The organism is Herbaspirillum sp. CAH-3 (assembly GCF_009668275.1).
Lineage (GTDB): Bacteria > Pseudomonadota > Gammaproteobacteria > Burkholderiales > Burkholderiaceae_D > Herbaspirillum > Herbaspirillum aquaticum.
In genome coordinates this window covers 1-14,240 of sequence record NZ_VSWE01000018.1, presented here as the reverse complement: position 1 = coordinate 14,240, position 14,240 = coordinate 1, and the positions used below count along the sequence as shown (strand labels likewise).

General features: G+C 64.7%; 12 protein-coding genes. 6 read left to right on the top strand and 6 right to left on the bottom strand.

The window, feature by feature from the left end:
• Positions 1–17 precede the first annotated feature (17 nt).
• A complete protein-coding gene (locus FYB76_RS21625) occupies positions 18–1,325 on the bottom strand; it encodes an ABC transporter substrate-binding protein (protein WP_229297059.1) in 1,308 nt (435 codons plus the stop codon).
• Positions 1,326–1,739: 414 nt separating this feature from the next.
• Between FYB76_RS21625 and FYB76_RS21620 the strand changes: the two genes are divergently transcribed.
• From FYB76_RS21620 to mgrA, 4 genes are all read left to right on the top strand, one after another.
• On the top strand, positions 1,740–3,071 hold the full coding sequence (locus FYB76_RS21620) for an ABC transporter substrate-binding protein (RefSeq protein ID WP_154134997.1): 1,332 nt from the start codon (positions 1,740–1,742) through the stop codon (positions 3,069–3,071).
• A gap of 24 nt (positions 3,072–3,095) precedes the next feature.
• Positions 3,096–3,809, top strand: a complete 714-nt coding sequence (locus FYB76_RS21615; protein WP_034331706.1) for a response regulator — start codon at positions 3,096–3,098, stop codon at positions 3,807–3,809.
• Positions 3,793–5,340: an ATP-binding protein gene (locus tag FYB76_RS21610; RefSeq protein WP_370516392.1), complete on the top strand. Its 1,548-nt coding sequence runs from the start codon at positions 3,793–3,795 to the stop codon at positions 5,338–5,340. Before FYB76_RS21615 ends, FYB76_RS21610 begins: the two co-directional genes overlap by 17 nt.
• 174 nt (positions 5,341–5,514) lie before the next feature.
• Positions 5,515–6,549, top strand: a complete 1,035-nt coding sequence (gene mgrA / locus FYB76_RS21605; RefSeq protein WP_154134995.1) for an L-glyceraldehyde 3-phosphate reductase — start codon at positions 5,515–5,517, stop codon at positions 6,547–6,549.
• A gap of 59 nt (positions 6,550–6,608) precedes the next feature.
• Here the strand turns inward: mgrA and FYB76_RS21600 are convergent, their stop codons facing one another.
• From FYB76_RS21600 to FYB76_RS21580, 5 genes are all read right to left on the bottom strand, one after another.
• Positions 6,609–7,055: a YbaN family protein gene (locus tag FYB76_RS21600; protein WP_088755564.1), complete on the bottom strand. Its 447-nt coding sequence runs from the start codon at positions 7,053–7,055 to the stop codon at positions 6,609–6,611.
• A gap of 4 nt (positions 7,056–7,059) precedes the next feature.
• Entirely contained in the window at positions 7,060–7,653 is a 594-nt protein-coding gene (locus tag FYB76_RS21595; protein ID WP_370516391.1) for a biliverdin-producing heme oxygenase, read from the bottom strand.
• Positions 7,654–7,881: 228 nt separating this feature from the next.
• Positions 7,882–9,678, bottom strand: coding sequence for a methyl-accepting chemotaxis protein (locus FYB76_RS21590; protein ID WP_154134994.1), 1,797 nt, complete (start codon positions 9,676–9,678; stop codon positions 7,882–7,884).
• 303 nt (positions 9,679–9,981) lie between these two features.
• A complete protein-coding gene (locus tag FYB76_RS21585) occupies positions 9,982–10,674 on the bottom strand; it encodes a GntR family transcriptional regulator (RefSeq protein WP_088755566.1) in 693 nt (230 codons plus the stop codon).
• 89 nt (positions 10,675–10,763) lie between these two features.
• Positions 10,764–12,095 carry a C4-dicarboxylate transporter DctA gene (locus FYB76_RS21580; protein WP_284077897.1) on the bottom strand — a complete coding sequence of 444 codons (1,332 nt, stop codon included), beginning with the start codon at positions 12,093–12,095 and terminating at the stop codon, positions 10,764–10,766.
• A gap of 167 nt (positions 12,096–12,262) precedes the next feature.
• Here FYB76_RS21580 and FYB76_RS21575 point away from each other — a divergent pair, with 167 nt between their 5' ends.
• Together FYB76_RS21575 and FYB76_RS21570 are read left to right on the top strand one after the other, a co-directional pair.
• Positions 12,263–13,516: an allantoate amidohydrolase gene (locus FYB76_RS21575; protein ID WP_154134993.1), complete on the top strand. Its 1,254-nt coding sequence runs from the start codon at positions 12,263–12,265 to the stop codon at positions 13,514–13,516.
• Between the two features lie 39 nt (positions 13,517–13,555).
• A partial coding sequence (locus FYB76_RS21570; RefSeq protein WP_195724693.1) for an aromatic amino acid lyase occupies positions 13,556–14,240 on the top strand: 685 nt, incomplete at its 3' end.

Genomic DNA, 14,240 nt, shown 5'->3' with positions numbered 1-14,240 from the left:
TTGGCCAGGCCGTCAGGTCATTGTTGCGGCTTGTACCATTTGGCAAAGCCGGCCTGGATCTTGGCCGCCGCATCCTGCGGACTCATCTTGCCGTTGAGCACCTGGGCATTGACGTTCCACATCTCGTTTTCCATGCTGGGGGTGCCACGGTTGAGGATCTGCGAATTGACGCGGATGGTGGAAGCGCAGTTCTTGCGCCAGCCCATCATCTGCTTGGCAATCGGGTCCTTCACCGAGATCAGGTGGTTCGACAGCGAGAAGAAGCCGGTGACCTTGTTGGTGTAGAGATCGGCAAACTCCTGCGAGCCCAGCCAGGCCAGGAACTTGTAGGCGTCGTCCTTGTTCCTGGACTTCTTGTTGATGCCCATGCCGATGTCGTTGTGGTCCGAGATGTAGCAGGCATCGCCATTCTTGGGGACCGGCGGCGGGAAGGCGGCAAAGTCCATCTTGCCGTTGAAGTAGGCAATATCCCAGGAACCGGCCGGATAGACCGCGCCCTTGCCCAGCGCGAACATGTTCTGGCTGTCGCTGTAGGTTTGGGCCGACGCGCCCTTGGGCAGGTACTTGCCGAGCTTGGCTTCGTATTCCCATGCGGCCACGAATTGCGGATCGGTGAATTTGGCCTTGCCGGCGATGAGCGCCTTGCGGCCTTCTTCACCCTTCCAGTAATTGGGACCGATGCCGGTGAAGAGCACCTGGTGCGATTCCCACTGTTCGGAAGTGCCCATCACCAAGGGGGCGTACTTGCCATTGGCCTTGACGGTATCGAGCAGCTTGAAGAATTCTGCTTCCGTCTTGGGCGGCTCCAGGTTCAGTTCCTTGAAGATCTTGGTGTTGTAGAAGAAGCCGTGGATCACCGAGGCCATCGGCATGCAGAAGGTATCCTTGCCGTCATCGGTCTGCCAGGCGGCCTTGGCCGCAGGCGCGAAGAATTCCATGCCGGGCTTGCCGTCCAGCTTCTCCAGGTGGCCCTTGTTGTAGAGCGAGAGCGAGACATCGAAGGGGCGGCAGGCCACCAGGTCACCGGCAGTGCCACCGGCCATGCGGGCGGCCAGGCTGGAATCGTATTCGGTGGGGGCGGTGGGCGAGAACTTGACGGTAATGCCCGGATTGCTGCGCTGGAAGGCCGGGATCAGCACTTCCTGCCACAGTGGCAGGTCATCCACGCGCCAGCTTTCGATGGTCAGCGTGCCTGCCTGGCTGGGAGCGGCGGCCAGGCCCGTGAGGCCCAAGGCCAGGGCACAGGCGGCCAGCAGGCGGCGACGCGGCAATGCCGGGAGGGAAGGGATGAGGGGAAAACGACCAGCCTTTTGTTCGGTCTGCATCTTGGGTCTCCTTGGTTTTTGTGGGGATCGCAGCAGCCGTGCGCCACGAAACGCCGTGACAGTAGCAGCGGCCAGCATGTGATGCGAGCCCGGGCAGCGGCCCGGCGGAGAGTGCCGCAAGTGTTTGATTCAAAAAGAAATTAAGTCATTTCGCCGGGCCCGCCGGATTACATATCCTTACAGGACCCGCAGCATGGCGCGGCCGGATTTTCCGAGGCGGCGGGAGGGGAGTGTGGTGCAGCATCGCGCAGCGCCTGTGGATAAGATAAGCAGAACCAGTCTTACATTTATTAACAAGAGCTAAACCGAGTTCATCGTTTTCAAGATGCGTGCGGCGGCGGCGCGCCGCTGCACAAATTGCACAATGGCAGTCACCCGGCTATAGTCTCTTCCGGTTTGGAGACAGCACCCCCCATGATAAAAACGAAACGGCCCGCGAATGCACGCGTCGGCCCGGCCCGCTTCGGGCTGGCCGTGCTGTGCCTGCTCGCGCTGGCGCTGGGGATGGCGGGCCTGCCGGCCCGCGCACAGTCGCCGGTGCCGCCGGCCGGTGGCGGGGGTTCCCTGCAGGTATTGCACTGGTGGACCTCGACCAGCGAGCGCCAGGCCATCAACGTGGTAGTCAATCAATTGGCCAAGCAGGATATCCAGTGGCGCGACGTGGCCATCCCCGGCGGGGCCGGCATGGGCGCGGCCAAAGTATTGAAGAGCATGGTGCTGGCCAACCGCGCCCCGGAAGTCACGCAGTTGAATGGCGTGGTCTTCGGCGAGTGGGCCGACCTCGGCCTCTTGCTGGAGCTGGACAATGTGGCCGTGCAGGGCAACTGGGAAAAGCAGATGTTCCCCACCGTCTGGTCGCTGCTCAACAACCACGGCCACGTGGTGGCCGCGCCCCTGGGCATCCACCGCATCAATTCGCTGTTCTACAACACGGCTATCTTCAAGCGCTACAACCTCACGCCACCCAAGACCTGGGACGACTTCGACCAGATCGTCAAGAAGCTGCAGGGCACCGGCATCGTCCCGCTGGCGCAGAGCGCCGAAGCCTGGCAACTGGCCACGCTCTTCGAGAACCTCGCCCTGGCCGAGAGCGGGCCCGCCTATTATCGCCGCCTGTTCGTGGAGATGAGCCCGGCCGCCTTCCTCGATGCGCGCATGCTGCATATCTTGAAGCGCCTGCGCAGCCTGGCCGCCGCCATGCCGCAGCCGGTGCGCGAACGGCCCTGGACCGAAGTGGCGCGCAGCATGGTCAGCGGCGAAGCCGCCATGCTCATCATGGGCGATTGGGCCAAGGGCGAGCTCAATGCCTGGGGCATGGAAGTGGACCAGCAGTTCGGCTGTGCACCGGCGCCCGGCACGGGCGACTTCCACCTCTACAGTACCGACACCCTGGCCATGTTCGCCGGCAATTATGCGCACCAGCCGATGCAGGAAACGCTGGCGCGGCTGACCATGTCGCCGGCCGTGCAGTCCGAATACAATAGGATCAAGGGTTCGATTCCCGTGCTGCGCGCGGCCGATCCGCACATGGACCGCTGTGCGCGTGACTCCTGGCGCGCCTTCAGCAAGGGTCCGGCCTGGCAGGCCCCCAGCCTGGTACACCGCATGGCCACCGACGATACGACCAAGGACGCCATCGTGGCCGAGGTGCAGCGCTTCTTCCTCGACCGCAACCTGAGCGAAGAACAGACCCAGAAACGGCTTGCAGCGATTGCGCGTACACTCGCCCGCAATCGTAACGATTAAGAATTTCGGAGATGGAGCAGCAACATGACGCGCAAGATATTGATCGTCGACGATGACCAGAAGACCCGTACCCTCCTGAAGGCCTACCTGGAAAAGAACCAGTACGAAGTGCGCCTGGCCCATGACGGCGCGGCCTTCCTGACCGAGTTCCAGCGTTTTGCCGATGAGCTCTCGCTGGTGATCCTCGATGTGATGCTGCCGGATACCGACGGCTTTGCCCTGTGCAAGGCGGTGCGCCGCAAATCCAACGTGCCGGTCATCATGCTCACCGCCAGCTCCGACGAGACCGACCGCGTGGTGGGGCTGGAGCTGGGTGCGGACGACTACATCGCCAAGCCCTACAGCCCGCGCGAACTGCTGGCGCGCATCAAGGCCATTCACCGCCGCATCGGCATCGACAACAGTGCGGCGCCGCGCTACTACCGCTTCGCCGGCTTCTCGCTCGATACCGTGGAACGCACCCTCACCGACAGCGCCGGCGAGGTCGTGCCCCTGACCGGCATGGATTACCAATTGCTGAAGTATTTTGTCGAACATCCGGGCGACGTGCTCGATCGCAACGTGCTCTGTGAAGAAACCCGCGGACGCGATGCCGGCCCGCTGGACCGCTCGCTGGATGTGCAGATCAGCAAGCTGCGCCTGCGCCTGAACGATGGCGGCCGCCAGCCGCACCTGATCAAGACCGTGCGCGGTGCCGGCTATGTCTTCTCGGCCGACGTCAGTGCCGCAGCCGCCTGAGAGCCTGGCACCGGAGACGGCGCCGCTGGCCGTGCCCGCTGCCGTGCGTCCCCCCAGCCTGCGCCGCCGCCTGGCCGCGCTGCTGGACTGGATGCTGCCGGATTCCCTGCTGGGCCGCCTGTCGGTGGTGATGATCTTTGGCGTGCTGGTCACGCAGGTGGCCGGCGGCCTGATCTGGGCCGTGCAGCTGCGCAGCAAGTCCGAGGCCGAGACCCGCACGGCCGCCCAGCATCTGGCCCACAGCGCCGCCTCGGCGATCCGCTACTTCATGACCCTGCCGCCCAACTATCGCCCGCTGATGATCCAGCAGCTGCGCGAGATGGGCGGTACGCGTTTCTTCATCAACGCCAACAGCAGCGCGGTGCCGGTCAAATCGATCGGCGACAGTCACCTGGCCAACCTGGCCATCGATGTGGCCGCCCAGACCCTGCGCGAAGACCTGCCCTTCCTGCCGGAAGCGCGGCTGGCCTTCGCCTGGCCGGATGGCCTGCCGGTGGCCAGCGATGGCCTCACCGTCAACGACCTGCCCGACAACTGGGTGCAGCACATCCTGCTGACCAAGCCCAACTCGGCCCCGGTGCTGGTGATCCAGATGCAGGTGGAAAGCGGCCGCTGGATCTACCTGGCCGCGCTCATGCCCAACCCGTATTTCCTCGACAGCGACAATCCGCTCTGGCTGGACCGCCTGGTGCTGCAGGGTTTGTCGCTGGCGGCGATCCTCTTGCTGACCATCCTCGTGGTGCGCTGGACCACCCGTCCGCTGGCCGCCCTGGCCGATGCCGCCGAAGCCTTCGGCAAGGGCGAGACCGTGCCCAGCCTGCCCGAGACCGGCAGCCGCGAATACGTCAAGACCGCGCGCGCCTTCTCCGGCATGCGCGAGCGCATCAAGCGCTACCTGGAAGACCGCGAGCGCCTGTTCGTCTCCATCTCGCATGACCTGCGCACCCCCATCACGCGGCTGAAGCTGCGCACCGAACTGATGGATGACGACGCCATGCGGACCGATTTCCATGATGACCTCGATGAGCTGGACATGATGGTCAAGGGTGCCCTGCAATCGGTGAAGGACAGCGACATCCACGAGAACCGCACCGAAGTGCGCCTCGATGCGCTGGTACTGCGCATGATCCGCGATGCCCGCCTGGCCGGCCATGAGATCGCCTTCACGCCCTCCGGCATCAACGTCATAGCCAAGCCGCTGGCCTTGAAGCGCGCCATCGGCAACCTGTTCGACAATGCGCTGTACTATGGCCAGAAGGTCGAGATCAGCATCCGCCCCTCGGCCGGGGCCGGCGGCGACCTGGTGGAAATCGAGATCCGCGACCATGGTCCGGGCGTACCGGAAGATGCCATGGGCACGCTGTTCCAGCCCTACGTGCGGCTGGAACACGGGCGCGCCCAGAACAGCGGCGGCATGGGTCTGGGTCTCGGCATCTCGCGCAATATCGTGCAGGCCCATGGCGGCGAACTGCTCTTGCGCAACCATCCGGAAGGCGGCCTGATCGCCACCATCATCCTGCCGGCGCGCTGACGATCCGTCGGGAACGGGCCGCGAGATTCATCTGTCAGACAGATCAATCGCATCAAAATTTTGCATTTAAATAATAAGTGGCGGAAGCGTAGACTTCTGCACACCACCCAGGAAGTGGCAGTTCAGGCAGTTCCCCCTCGATTCTTCCCGCAGAACATTTCTCCAAGGAGACCCATGAGCTATATCGCCGAACCCTCCCGCTACGATGGCAGCATGCCCTACCGCCGCACTGGCCGCAGCGGCCTGCTGCTGCCCGCCGTCTCGCTGGGCCTGTGGCAGAACTTCGGTGGCGTCGACAACTTCGAAACCGGCCGCGCCGTGCTGCGCCGTGCCTTCGACCGTGGCGTCACGCACTTCGACCTGGCCAACAATTACGGTCCCCCGGCAGGTTCCGCCGAGGAAAACTTCGGCCGCTGGATGGCCAAGGATTTCCTGCCCTACCGCGATGAGCTGGTCATCTCCAGCAAGGCCGGCTGGCAGATGTGGCCCGGTCCCTATGGCGGTCCCAGCGGCGCGCGCAAGCACCTCATCGCCAGCTGCGAACAGAGCTTGAAGCGCATGGGCCTGGACTATGTCGACATCTTCTATTCGCACCGTGTCGATGCCGACACCCCACTGGAAGAGACCATGGGCGCGCTGGCGCACCTGCATCGCCAGGGCAAGGCGCTCTACGTGGGCATCTCGTCCTATTCGCCCGAGCTGACCCGCAAGGCCGCGGCCATCCTCAAGAGCGAAGGCGTGCCGCTCTTGATCCACCAGCCCAACTATTCCATGCTCAACCGCACGATCGAAACCGGCCTGCTGCCGGCGCTGGAAGAACTGGGCGTGGGCTGCATCGGCTTCTCGCCGCTTGCGCAAGGTCTCCTGACCAGCAAGTACCTGGGCGGCGTGCCGGAAGGGGCCCGCGTGACGCGTGCGCCTTCGCTGCCGCAGCGCATGCTGTCCGACGACAACCTGGCGCGCATCCGTGCCTTGAACGACATTGCCGCCAAGCGCGGACAGACCCTCGCGCAGATGGCCATCGCCTGGGTGCTGCGCGATGCGCGCGTGACCTCGGCACTGATCGGTGCGCGCACTGTCGAGCAGCTCGATGATTCGCTGGATGCGGTCAAGAAGCTGGACTTCACGCAGGAGGAACTGGCCAGCATCGACAAGCACGCCACCGATGGCGATGTGGATCTGTGGAAGGTGTCGTCGTCGATCACCTGAAGCCGGTCGGCGAGTGCCTCAACGAAGAGCCTGTCCCGTTTGCGCGGGACAGGCTTTTTTCATGAGCGCTCGCCGGGGTCGGCGTCCTCCACCCGCTCCGGACGCGACCACATCCAGGCTGCACCCAGTGCCATGCCCAGCGTGGCCAGCACGATCACCCAGTGGCGCTTGACGGTGAAGAGCATGATGACCAGGCACAGGCTCATCATGAGCGACGCGCTGATCTTGGCACGCCGCGCCACCACGCGGCCATGGCGCCAGTTGTGGATCATCGGGCCGAACAGGCGATGCTGTTCCAGCCAGCGCTGCAGGCGCGGCGAACCCTTGCCGGCGGCCCAGGCGGAAAGCAGCACGAATTCGGTGGTGGGAAGGCCGGGAATGAAGATGGCCACGATGCCGATACCCAGGCTGGCATAGGCCAGCAGCAGCCACAGCCAGCGCGTGCGGCGCGGGGCCAGCTGGCTGGTCTGCAGCGGCAGGGGCGGTTGGGACGGACTGTCCGCCATGGTCTCAGTCCAGCGCGAAGTGCCGTTTCAACAGCACGCCGAAACGTTCGAAGGCCGCACGGGCACCGGCGACCACCGCATCCTGTTCCTGCGCCGAAAGGCCGGGCGCATCGAGGAAGCTGACGAAGCGTCGCCACACCACCGCGCGTCCTTCCGGATAGGCCGCCAGGTTGCGCGCGCCGAAGGTCTCGCTCAGGCCCAGCTTGTCCTTGACCTCCTTGAGCAGGAAGGCCGCGCCCAGGGTCGAACCTTCCGAGACGTAGAGCCAGCCCAGGGCTGCGGGCATGGCCACCTTGCCGGTGGCAATGGCGGCGTCACCCGGTGCGGCATCCAGGTCGGCCAGGTCGGCCAGCGCGGCGGCTTCGCGGCCGCGCACCTGCAGGTCGGGCACGGCGGCCTGGATCGCCGGGTCCTCGAAGAGATGTTCGACATCGCGCTGGAAGTGATACTGCGCCGCCACGAAGCGCACGTACTGCGCACGGCTGGCGAAGGGTTGCGCCTGTTCCATCAGGGCATGCATCTGTTCGTGCAGCGTGGCCGTTTCATCCTTGAGACGGGCCGAGAGCAGGGCGGGGGTGGTAGAGAGAGGATTCATCATGGTCGGGACGGGTCATCATGTTGCCGCCCGGGAGATCCGGCGGGCCGATCATCTCGATGGCCCAGGGCGGCGCGGCTGGCAGACCCGGCCTGCGGGAGGACGGAAGAGGTTGACTGCGTCGGCCATTTTAACGCAAACGGCCGGAGCCGCTTGCGTGCGGGGCCGGCCGTGGGGTGTGTCATTTCGTCATTCTGACGAGGCGGGCACGTCAGAATGACGAAGGTGGCGCTACATCTTGAAGCCGCCCACCAGCACCGACAGCCGGTGCGCCTCATCCTGCAAGGACTTGGCGGCGGCCGCCGCCTGTTCGACCAGCGCTGCATTCTGTTGTGTGCCTTCGTCGATATGCGTGATGGCCAGGTTCACTTCCTGGATGCCGCCATTCTGTTCGCTGCTGGCATGGGCGATTTCGCTGACGATCACGCTGACGTCCCGGATGCTGGCCACGATCTGTTCCATGGTCTGCCCGGCCTGGGCCACCAGCACGCCGCCATCGGCCACCTTGGCCACCGAGGTGTCGATGAGCTGCTTGATCTCCTTGGCGGCCTGGGCGCTGCGCTGGGCCAGCGAACGCACTTCGGAGGCCACCACCGCGAAGCCGCGTCCCTGCTCGCCCGCCCGCGCTGCTTCCACTGCGGCATTCAGGGCCAGGATGTTGGTCTGGAAGGCGATGCCGTCGATGACCGTGATGATGTCGGCGATCTGGCGCGAGGAAGCATTGATGGCCTCCATGGTCGAGACCACGTTGCCGACCACTTCACCGCCTTGCGCGGCGATCTTCGACGCATTGCCGGCCAGTTCATTGGCGCGGCGCGCGTTCTCCGAGTTCTGCTGTACGGTCGAGGTCAGTTCTTCCATGGCCGAGGCGGTTTCTTCCAGCGCACCGGCCTGCTGCTCGGTGCGGGCCGACAGGTCCTGGTTGCCGCTGGCGATCTCGGTGGAAGAAATCTTGACGGTATCGCTGCTGCGGCGCACGTCCTGCAGGATGCCGGTGATCTGGTTGACGAACTGGTTGAAGGAACGCGAAATCTGCGTCAGTTCATCCTTGCCATCTTCGGCCAGGCGCAGGGTCAGGTCGCCATTGCCGGAGGACAGGCTGTCCATGGCCCGGCGTACGCGCGACAGGCGCAGGAACACGGCAGTGGTGATCAGGCTCATGATGCCGGCCGCCACCAGTGCCACCAGCACCAGGGCGATCAGCGCCGAGCGGGTGGCATTGCGCATGCCGGCGGTGACGTCGGCCTTGTCCATGGCCAGCATCAGGGTCCATTCGGTGCCCTTGATGGGGATGCCCTTGATGAGCTTGACCGAGCCCTCCAGCGTCAGCGCGCTGACCTTGTCGTCGCCGCCCAGGCTTTGCAGGCGTTCCGGGGTGAGTTCGGCATTCCATTCCTTGGCCGGCTTGTTGACCCACTGGCCGTCAGGGTGAGCCAGCATGAGGCCGTCACGGTCCACCAGGAAGGCATAGCTGGCCGGGGTCGGGTGAATCGAGCGCACCACCTCCGAGACCCCGTCCAGGAACATGGCCGCCGCCACCACGCCCACGCGCTGGCCGTTCTGCATCACCGGCGCGGTGAAGGAGACCATCGGCTTCTTGGTGGCCACGTCGGTGTAGGGCTTGGTCAGCACCGGCTTGCCGGCGGCCACGGCCTGCTTGTACCAGGGGCGAGCGGTCGGGTCATAGCCGGCCGGCAAGCCTTCTGCGGCGGAAGTGAAGGCGGTCTTGTCCTCGCGGCCCAGGGTCGTGACGTAGAAGCCGCCGCTCTTTTGCAGCAGCTTGATGACGAACACCGGGTCGGCCCCCTGCACGCCTTCGGCAGCCGCTACCGTCATGGCGGTGCGGGCGGCCACCCATTCATTGATGGTGGAGCCGAACCCGGTGGCCACCGCTTGCGCATTGCGCTCGATGGCGCGCTCGTTGTCGGTCTGGATGATGAAGAAGGACACCGTGCCGACCACCGCCAGGCTGGCGACGAGCAGGGTGATCGTATAGAACAGGATGCGGGCTTTGATGGAGTTGAGCATGTGGAATCCCTGGAATCATTATTGTCTTGCGGTAACCCAGCCCCGTTCAATGGCGATGGACGGCATCCGGACCGGTGCATGAGTGTGGCCCTCGCAGCGCTTGCTGCAACCGGGGAATACAGCGGGAATTCACCGTCTGATGCAGGCTTGGCCGGTTCTCCGGCGGTTGCGGGGCGAGATGAAAAAACTTAGTCCTTACGAAGCAGGTCAGGCCGCTATCCCTTGCGGGAAGCGGTCATGGATGAATGAAAATGATTTTTTACTAAGTTTTTTCCGGGATGGGTGTGGCCCTTGCTGACAAATTCATGACAGCAGTTCACGCAACAGGTCCTTGCGCGGGCCGGACTTGGGCTCAAAGGCCAGCGCCTGCTCCACATGCAGCAGGTGGTGCTCCATCAGTTCGACGGCCTTCTCGACATCGCCCGCCCGCGCCGCTGCGATGAATGCGCCGTGTTCCTCGCTGGAGCAGGCGGCATCGCGCGTGGACTGGTAGAGCATGGTGATGAGGGCACTGCGGCCGGCCAGCTTTTCCAGGATGTCGGTCAGTACGTCGTTGCCCACGATGCGGGCCAGCAGGATGTGGAAGTCGCTCAAGAGCGAAGAGCGCACCTGCATGTTGTCATCCTTGACGGCCTGGCGTTCCTGTTCCAGGTGCGCTTCCAGCCGGGCGTAATCCTCTTCGGTGGCGCAGGCCACGAACTGGCGCACCATCGCCGCTTCCAATGCCCGGCGCACGAAGAACAGGTTGCGCGTCTCCTCCACCGTGGGTTTGCTGACGAAGGCGCCCTTGTCGGGGATCAGGTCCACCAGCTTGTCCTTGGCCAGCATCACCAGTGCCGCGCGGATCTTGGTACGGCTGACCTGGTAGACCCGCGCCAGCGCTTCCTCGGGCAGCTTGGCGCCGGGCGGCAGGCGCTGCGCGGCGATATTGGCGGCGATGTCGCTGGCGATGGCGTCGGAACTGTCGGGCGCGGGGGCAGGGGCGGAAGCGGTCATGGCTGGCGTGGACGGGTGGCTGTGAGGGCCGCCATGCGGCGGCGCTCCATTGTAACCAGTGCAAGCAGGTGCAGCCATGTCTCTCGTGCTCAGGCCTGGGCCGGCTTGGCCATCACGCCGGGCAGGTCGATGACGGGCAGTTCCTCGGCCAGCGGCGTCACGTGTTCGCCATTGAGGACGGCGCGGGCGCGCTGCTTGTCGATATCCTTTTCCCAGCTGGCGATGACCACCGTGGCCACGCAGTTGCCCAGCAGGTTGCCCAGCGCACGGGCGATGCCGATGAACCAGTCGATGGACAGCACCAGCACCAGGCCCACCACCGGAATGGCCGGGATGGTGGTCAGCGTGGCCGCCAGGATCACGATGGCCGAGCCCGGCACCCCGTGCGCGCCCTTGGAGGTCACCAGGGCAATGGCCAGGATCGCCGCCAGGTCGCCCCAGGACAGGTGCGTGTTGGTAGCCTGGGCGATGAAGAGCGCGGCCATGGTCAGGTAGATCGAGAAGGCATCCAGGTTGAAGGAATAGCCGGTCGGGATCACCAGGCCGACGGTGGATTTCTTGATGCCCATGTGTTCCAGCTTCCTCATGATCTGCGGCAGCACGCTGTCCGAGGAGGTGGTGGCCAGCACCACCACCAGCTCTTCGCGCAGGTAGCGGATCAGCTTGAAGATGGACAGCCCGCTGGCGCGCAGGATGCCGCCCAGCACCACCAGCACGAAGAAGATCACCGCGCCGTAGAACAGCAGCACCAGCAGCGCCAGCTGCTTGAGCGAGCCGATGCCGTACTTGCCCACCGTGAAGGCAATGGCCCCCAGCACGCCCAGCGGTGCCAGGCGGATGAAGAAGGACATGCACTTGAAGAAGGCATCCGACAGCGACGACACCAGGGCCACGACCGGTGCCCCCTTCTCGCCGATCAACAGCAGCGCGCAGCCGAAGGTCACCGAGATCAGCAGCACCTGCAGCACGTCGCCGGAGGTGAAGGCGCTCACGGCGGTGGCCGGGATCAGCTTCATGATGAAGTCGGCAAAGCCGGTTTCCTTGACCTTGCCGGCATTGGCCATGTAGCCCGACAGGCTGCTGGCGTCCAGGTTGCTGGGGTCGATGTTCATGCCCGCGCCCGGCTGTACCACCAGGGCCAGCACCAGGCCCAGCAGCAGGGCGATGGTCGTGACCACCTCGAAGTAGATGATGGCCTTCACGCCCACGCTGCCCACCTTCTTCAGGTCGCTGGCGCCGCAGATGCCCTGTACCACCACGCAGAAGACGATCACCGGAATGATCATCTTGATCAGCTTGATGAAGCCGTCGCCCAGCGGTTTGAGGCTCTGGCCGAAGTCGGGCCAGAACAGCCCGATGACGATCCCGGCCACCAAGGCCAGCACCACCTGCCCGAACAGGGACTTGAATACTTTGCTCACCGTTGTCTCCTCGTCTTGTCTTATTGAAATGTTGCCAACGCTGGTGATCTTTTTTGTCGCGGTGGCGCCAGATCACTATATTGCATACAATTTTTGAATACAATAAAAAAGACGAAAATTTTCGAGTCCCGCTCCATCCCGGAGCCGGTCGATCACGAGGAGACGCGATGAAAGCCATGGACCCGTCCAGCCAGCAGGCTGGCCGACAGGCGATGCAATGGGCCGAGCTGCTGGCGCAGCACACCGAAGCCGCCGGCATGCTGACCCGGACCTACCTGACGCCCACGCACCAGGCGGCGGCGGCCGCACTGACGCAATGGATGGAGCAATCCGGCCTGCGCGTGCGGCGCGACAATGCCGGCAACGTGATCGGCCGCTACGAGGCCGCGCCGGGCTGCGAGCATCGTCCTGCGCTGGTGACCGGTTCGCACTTCGACACGGTGCGCAATGCCGGGAAGTACGACGGCAACCTGGGCATCGTGCTGCCGCTGGCCTGCATTGCCCAGTGGCATCGTGCCGGCAAGCGCTTTGCGTTTCCCATCGAGGTGATCGGCTTTGCCGAGGAAGAGGGCGTGCGCTTCAAGGCCACCCTGCTGGGCAGCCGCACCGTGGCCGGGACCTTCGACCCGGCCGTGCTGGAGAACCTGGATGGCGAAGGCATCAGCATGCGCCAGGCGATCCGCGCCGCCGGACTGGACCCGGCGGGCATCGCGGGCGACGCGTGGTCTCCCGCCTCGGTGGCGGCGTTCGTCGAGGTCCATATCGAACAGGGTCCGCTGTTGCTCAACGAAGGCTTGCCGGTGGGCGTGGTCACCGCGATTTCCGGTGCCAGCCGCTTCATGGCCGAGGTGCGCGGCCTGGCCGGGCATGCCGGCACGGTGCCCATGCACCTGCGCCGCGATGCCGCGATGGCGGCGGCCGAGATCGGGCTTTACATCGAACGCCGCTGCGGCATCAAGCCGGGGCTGGTGGGCACCATGGGCATCCTGGAAGTGGTGCAGGGCGCGGCCAACGTGGTGCCGGGGCTGGCCAGTTTTTCCATCGATATCCGCGCTGAGGAAGATGCGGATCGTCTGGCTGCAGTGGCCGACGTGCGCGCCGAGATCGAGCGCATTGCCGCGCGGCGCCAGGTCAGCATCGATGTGCGCCAGACCCATGAGGCGGCCAGCGTGCCCTGCGCGCCGCGCCTGCAGGCGGCCCTGGCGCGGGCCATCGAGCGCGCCGGCCTGGCGGTGCGCCACCTGCCTTCCGGGGCCGGCCACGACGCCATGGCCATGGCAGCGCTGGGCGAGGTGGCCATGCTGTTCGTGCGCTGTGGCAACGGTGGCATCAGCCATCACCCCGACGAGACCATGAGCACCGAGGACGCCTGCATCGCCGCCGAGGTCTTCAGCCATCTGGTCGAACAATTCCAGCCCTGAGCGCGCTCAGGCTTTTTACTGAAAGATTACGGAGTTCCCATGTCCACCATCACCATCGACGGATTCAAGCTCACCGCCGCGCAAGTCGTCAGCGTGGCCCGTGCACCGCACCTGCAAGTCGCCCTGGCCGATTCCTCGCGCAGCGCCCTCAAGCAAAGCCGGGACTACATCGAATCCACCTGGATGCACGATGAAGCGCCCATGATGTACAGCTTCAATACCGGTGTCGGTTTGCTCAAGGACACGCGCATCAAGGTCGAGCATATCGAGCTGTTCCAAACTCAGTTGATCCGCGCCCACAGTGCGGGCATCGGCGAGCCGTTCTCGGAAGAAGTCAGCCGCGCCACCATGCTGTTGCGCGCCAACGCCTTCGCTTCGAATTATTCCGCGCCGCGCGTGGAAGTGGTGGACCGCCTGCTGGCTTTCATCAATGCGGGCATCCACCCGATCATGCCGCAGAAGGGATCGGTCGGCGCTTCCGGCGATCTTGCACCACTGGCTTATCTCGCAGCGGCCATCGCTGGTTTCGATGAGGCAGAAGTGATGTATCAAGGCCAGCGCATGCGCGCCACGCAGGCCATCGAGCAAGCCGGCATTGGTCCGGTCAAATTTGATCTCAAGGCCAAGGATGCCTCAGCCCTCATCAATGGCTGCACGGCTTCCCTTGCGGTGGCCATCCTCGCTGCGCACGATGCCCGCAACCTGCTGACCGATGCCTGCCTGT

What these genes read in the sequence shown, in the direction of transcription:
- mgrA (WP_154134995.1), top strand. Translation starts at nt 5,515, where the DNA reads ATGAGCTATATCGCCGAACCCTCCCGCTACGATGGCAGCATGCCCTAC.
- FYB76_RS21625 (WP_229297059.1), bottom strand. Translation starts at nt 1,325, where the DNA reads ATGCAGACCGAACAAAAGGCTGGTCGTTTTCCCCTCATCCCTTCCCTC.
- FYB76_RS21585 (WP_088755566.1), bottom strand. Translation starts at nt 10,674, where the DNA reads ATGACCGCTTCCGCCCCTGCCCCCGCGCCCGACAGTTCCGACGCCATC.
- FYB76_RS21620 (WP_154134997.1), top strand. Translation starts at nt 1,740, where the DNA reads ATGATAAAAACGAAACGGCCCGCGAATGCACGCGTCGGCCCGGCCCGC.
- FYB76_RS21600 (WP_088755564.1), bottom strand. Translation starts at nt 7,055, where the DNA reads ATGGCGGACAGTCCGTCCCAACCGCCCCTGCCGCTGCAGACCAGCCAG.
- FYB76_RS21575 (WP_154134993.1), top strand. Translation starts at nt 12,263, where the DNA reads ATGAAAGCCATGGACCCGTCCAGCCAGCAGGCTGGCCGACAGGCGATG.
- FYB76_RS21595 (WP_370516391.1), bottom strand. Translation starts at nt 7,653, where the DNA reads ATGATGAATCCTCTCTCTACCACCCCCGCCCTGCTCTCGGCCCGTCTC.
- FYB76_RS21615 (WP_034331706.1), top strand. Translation starts at nt 3,096, where the DNA reads ATGACGCGCAAGATATTGATCGTCGACGATGACCAGAAGACCCGTACC.
- FYB76_RS21590 (WP_154134994.1), bottom strand. Translation starts at nt 9,678, where the DNA reads ATGCTCAACTCCATCAAAGCCCGCATCCTGTTCTATACGATCACCCTG.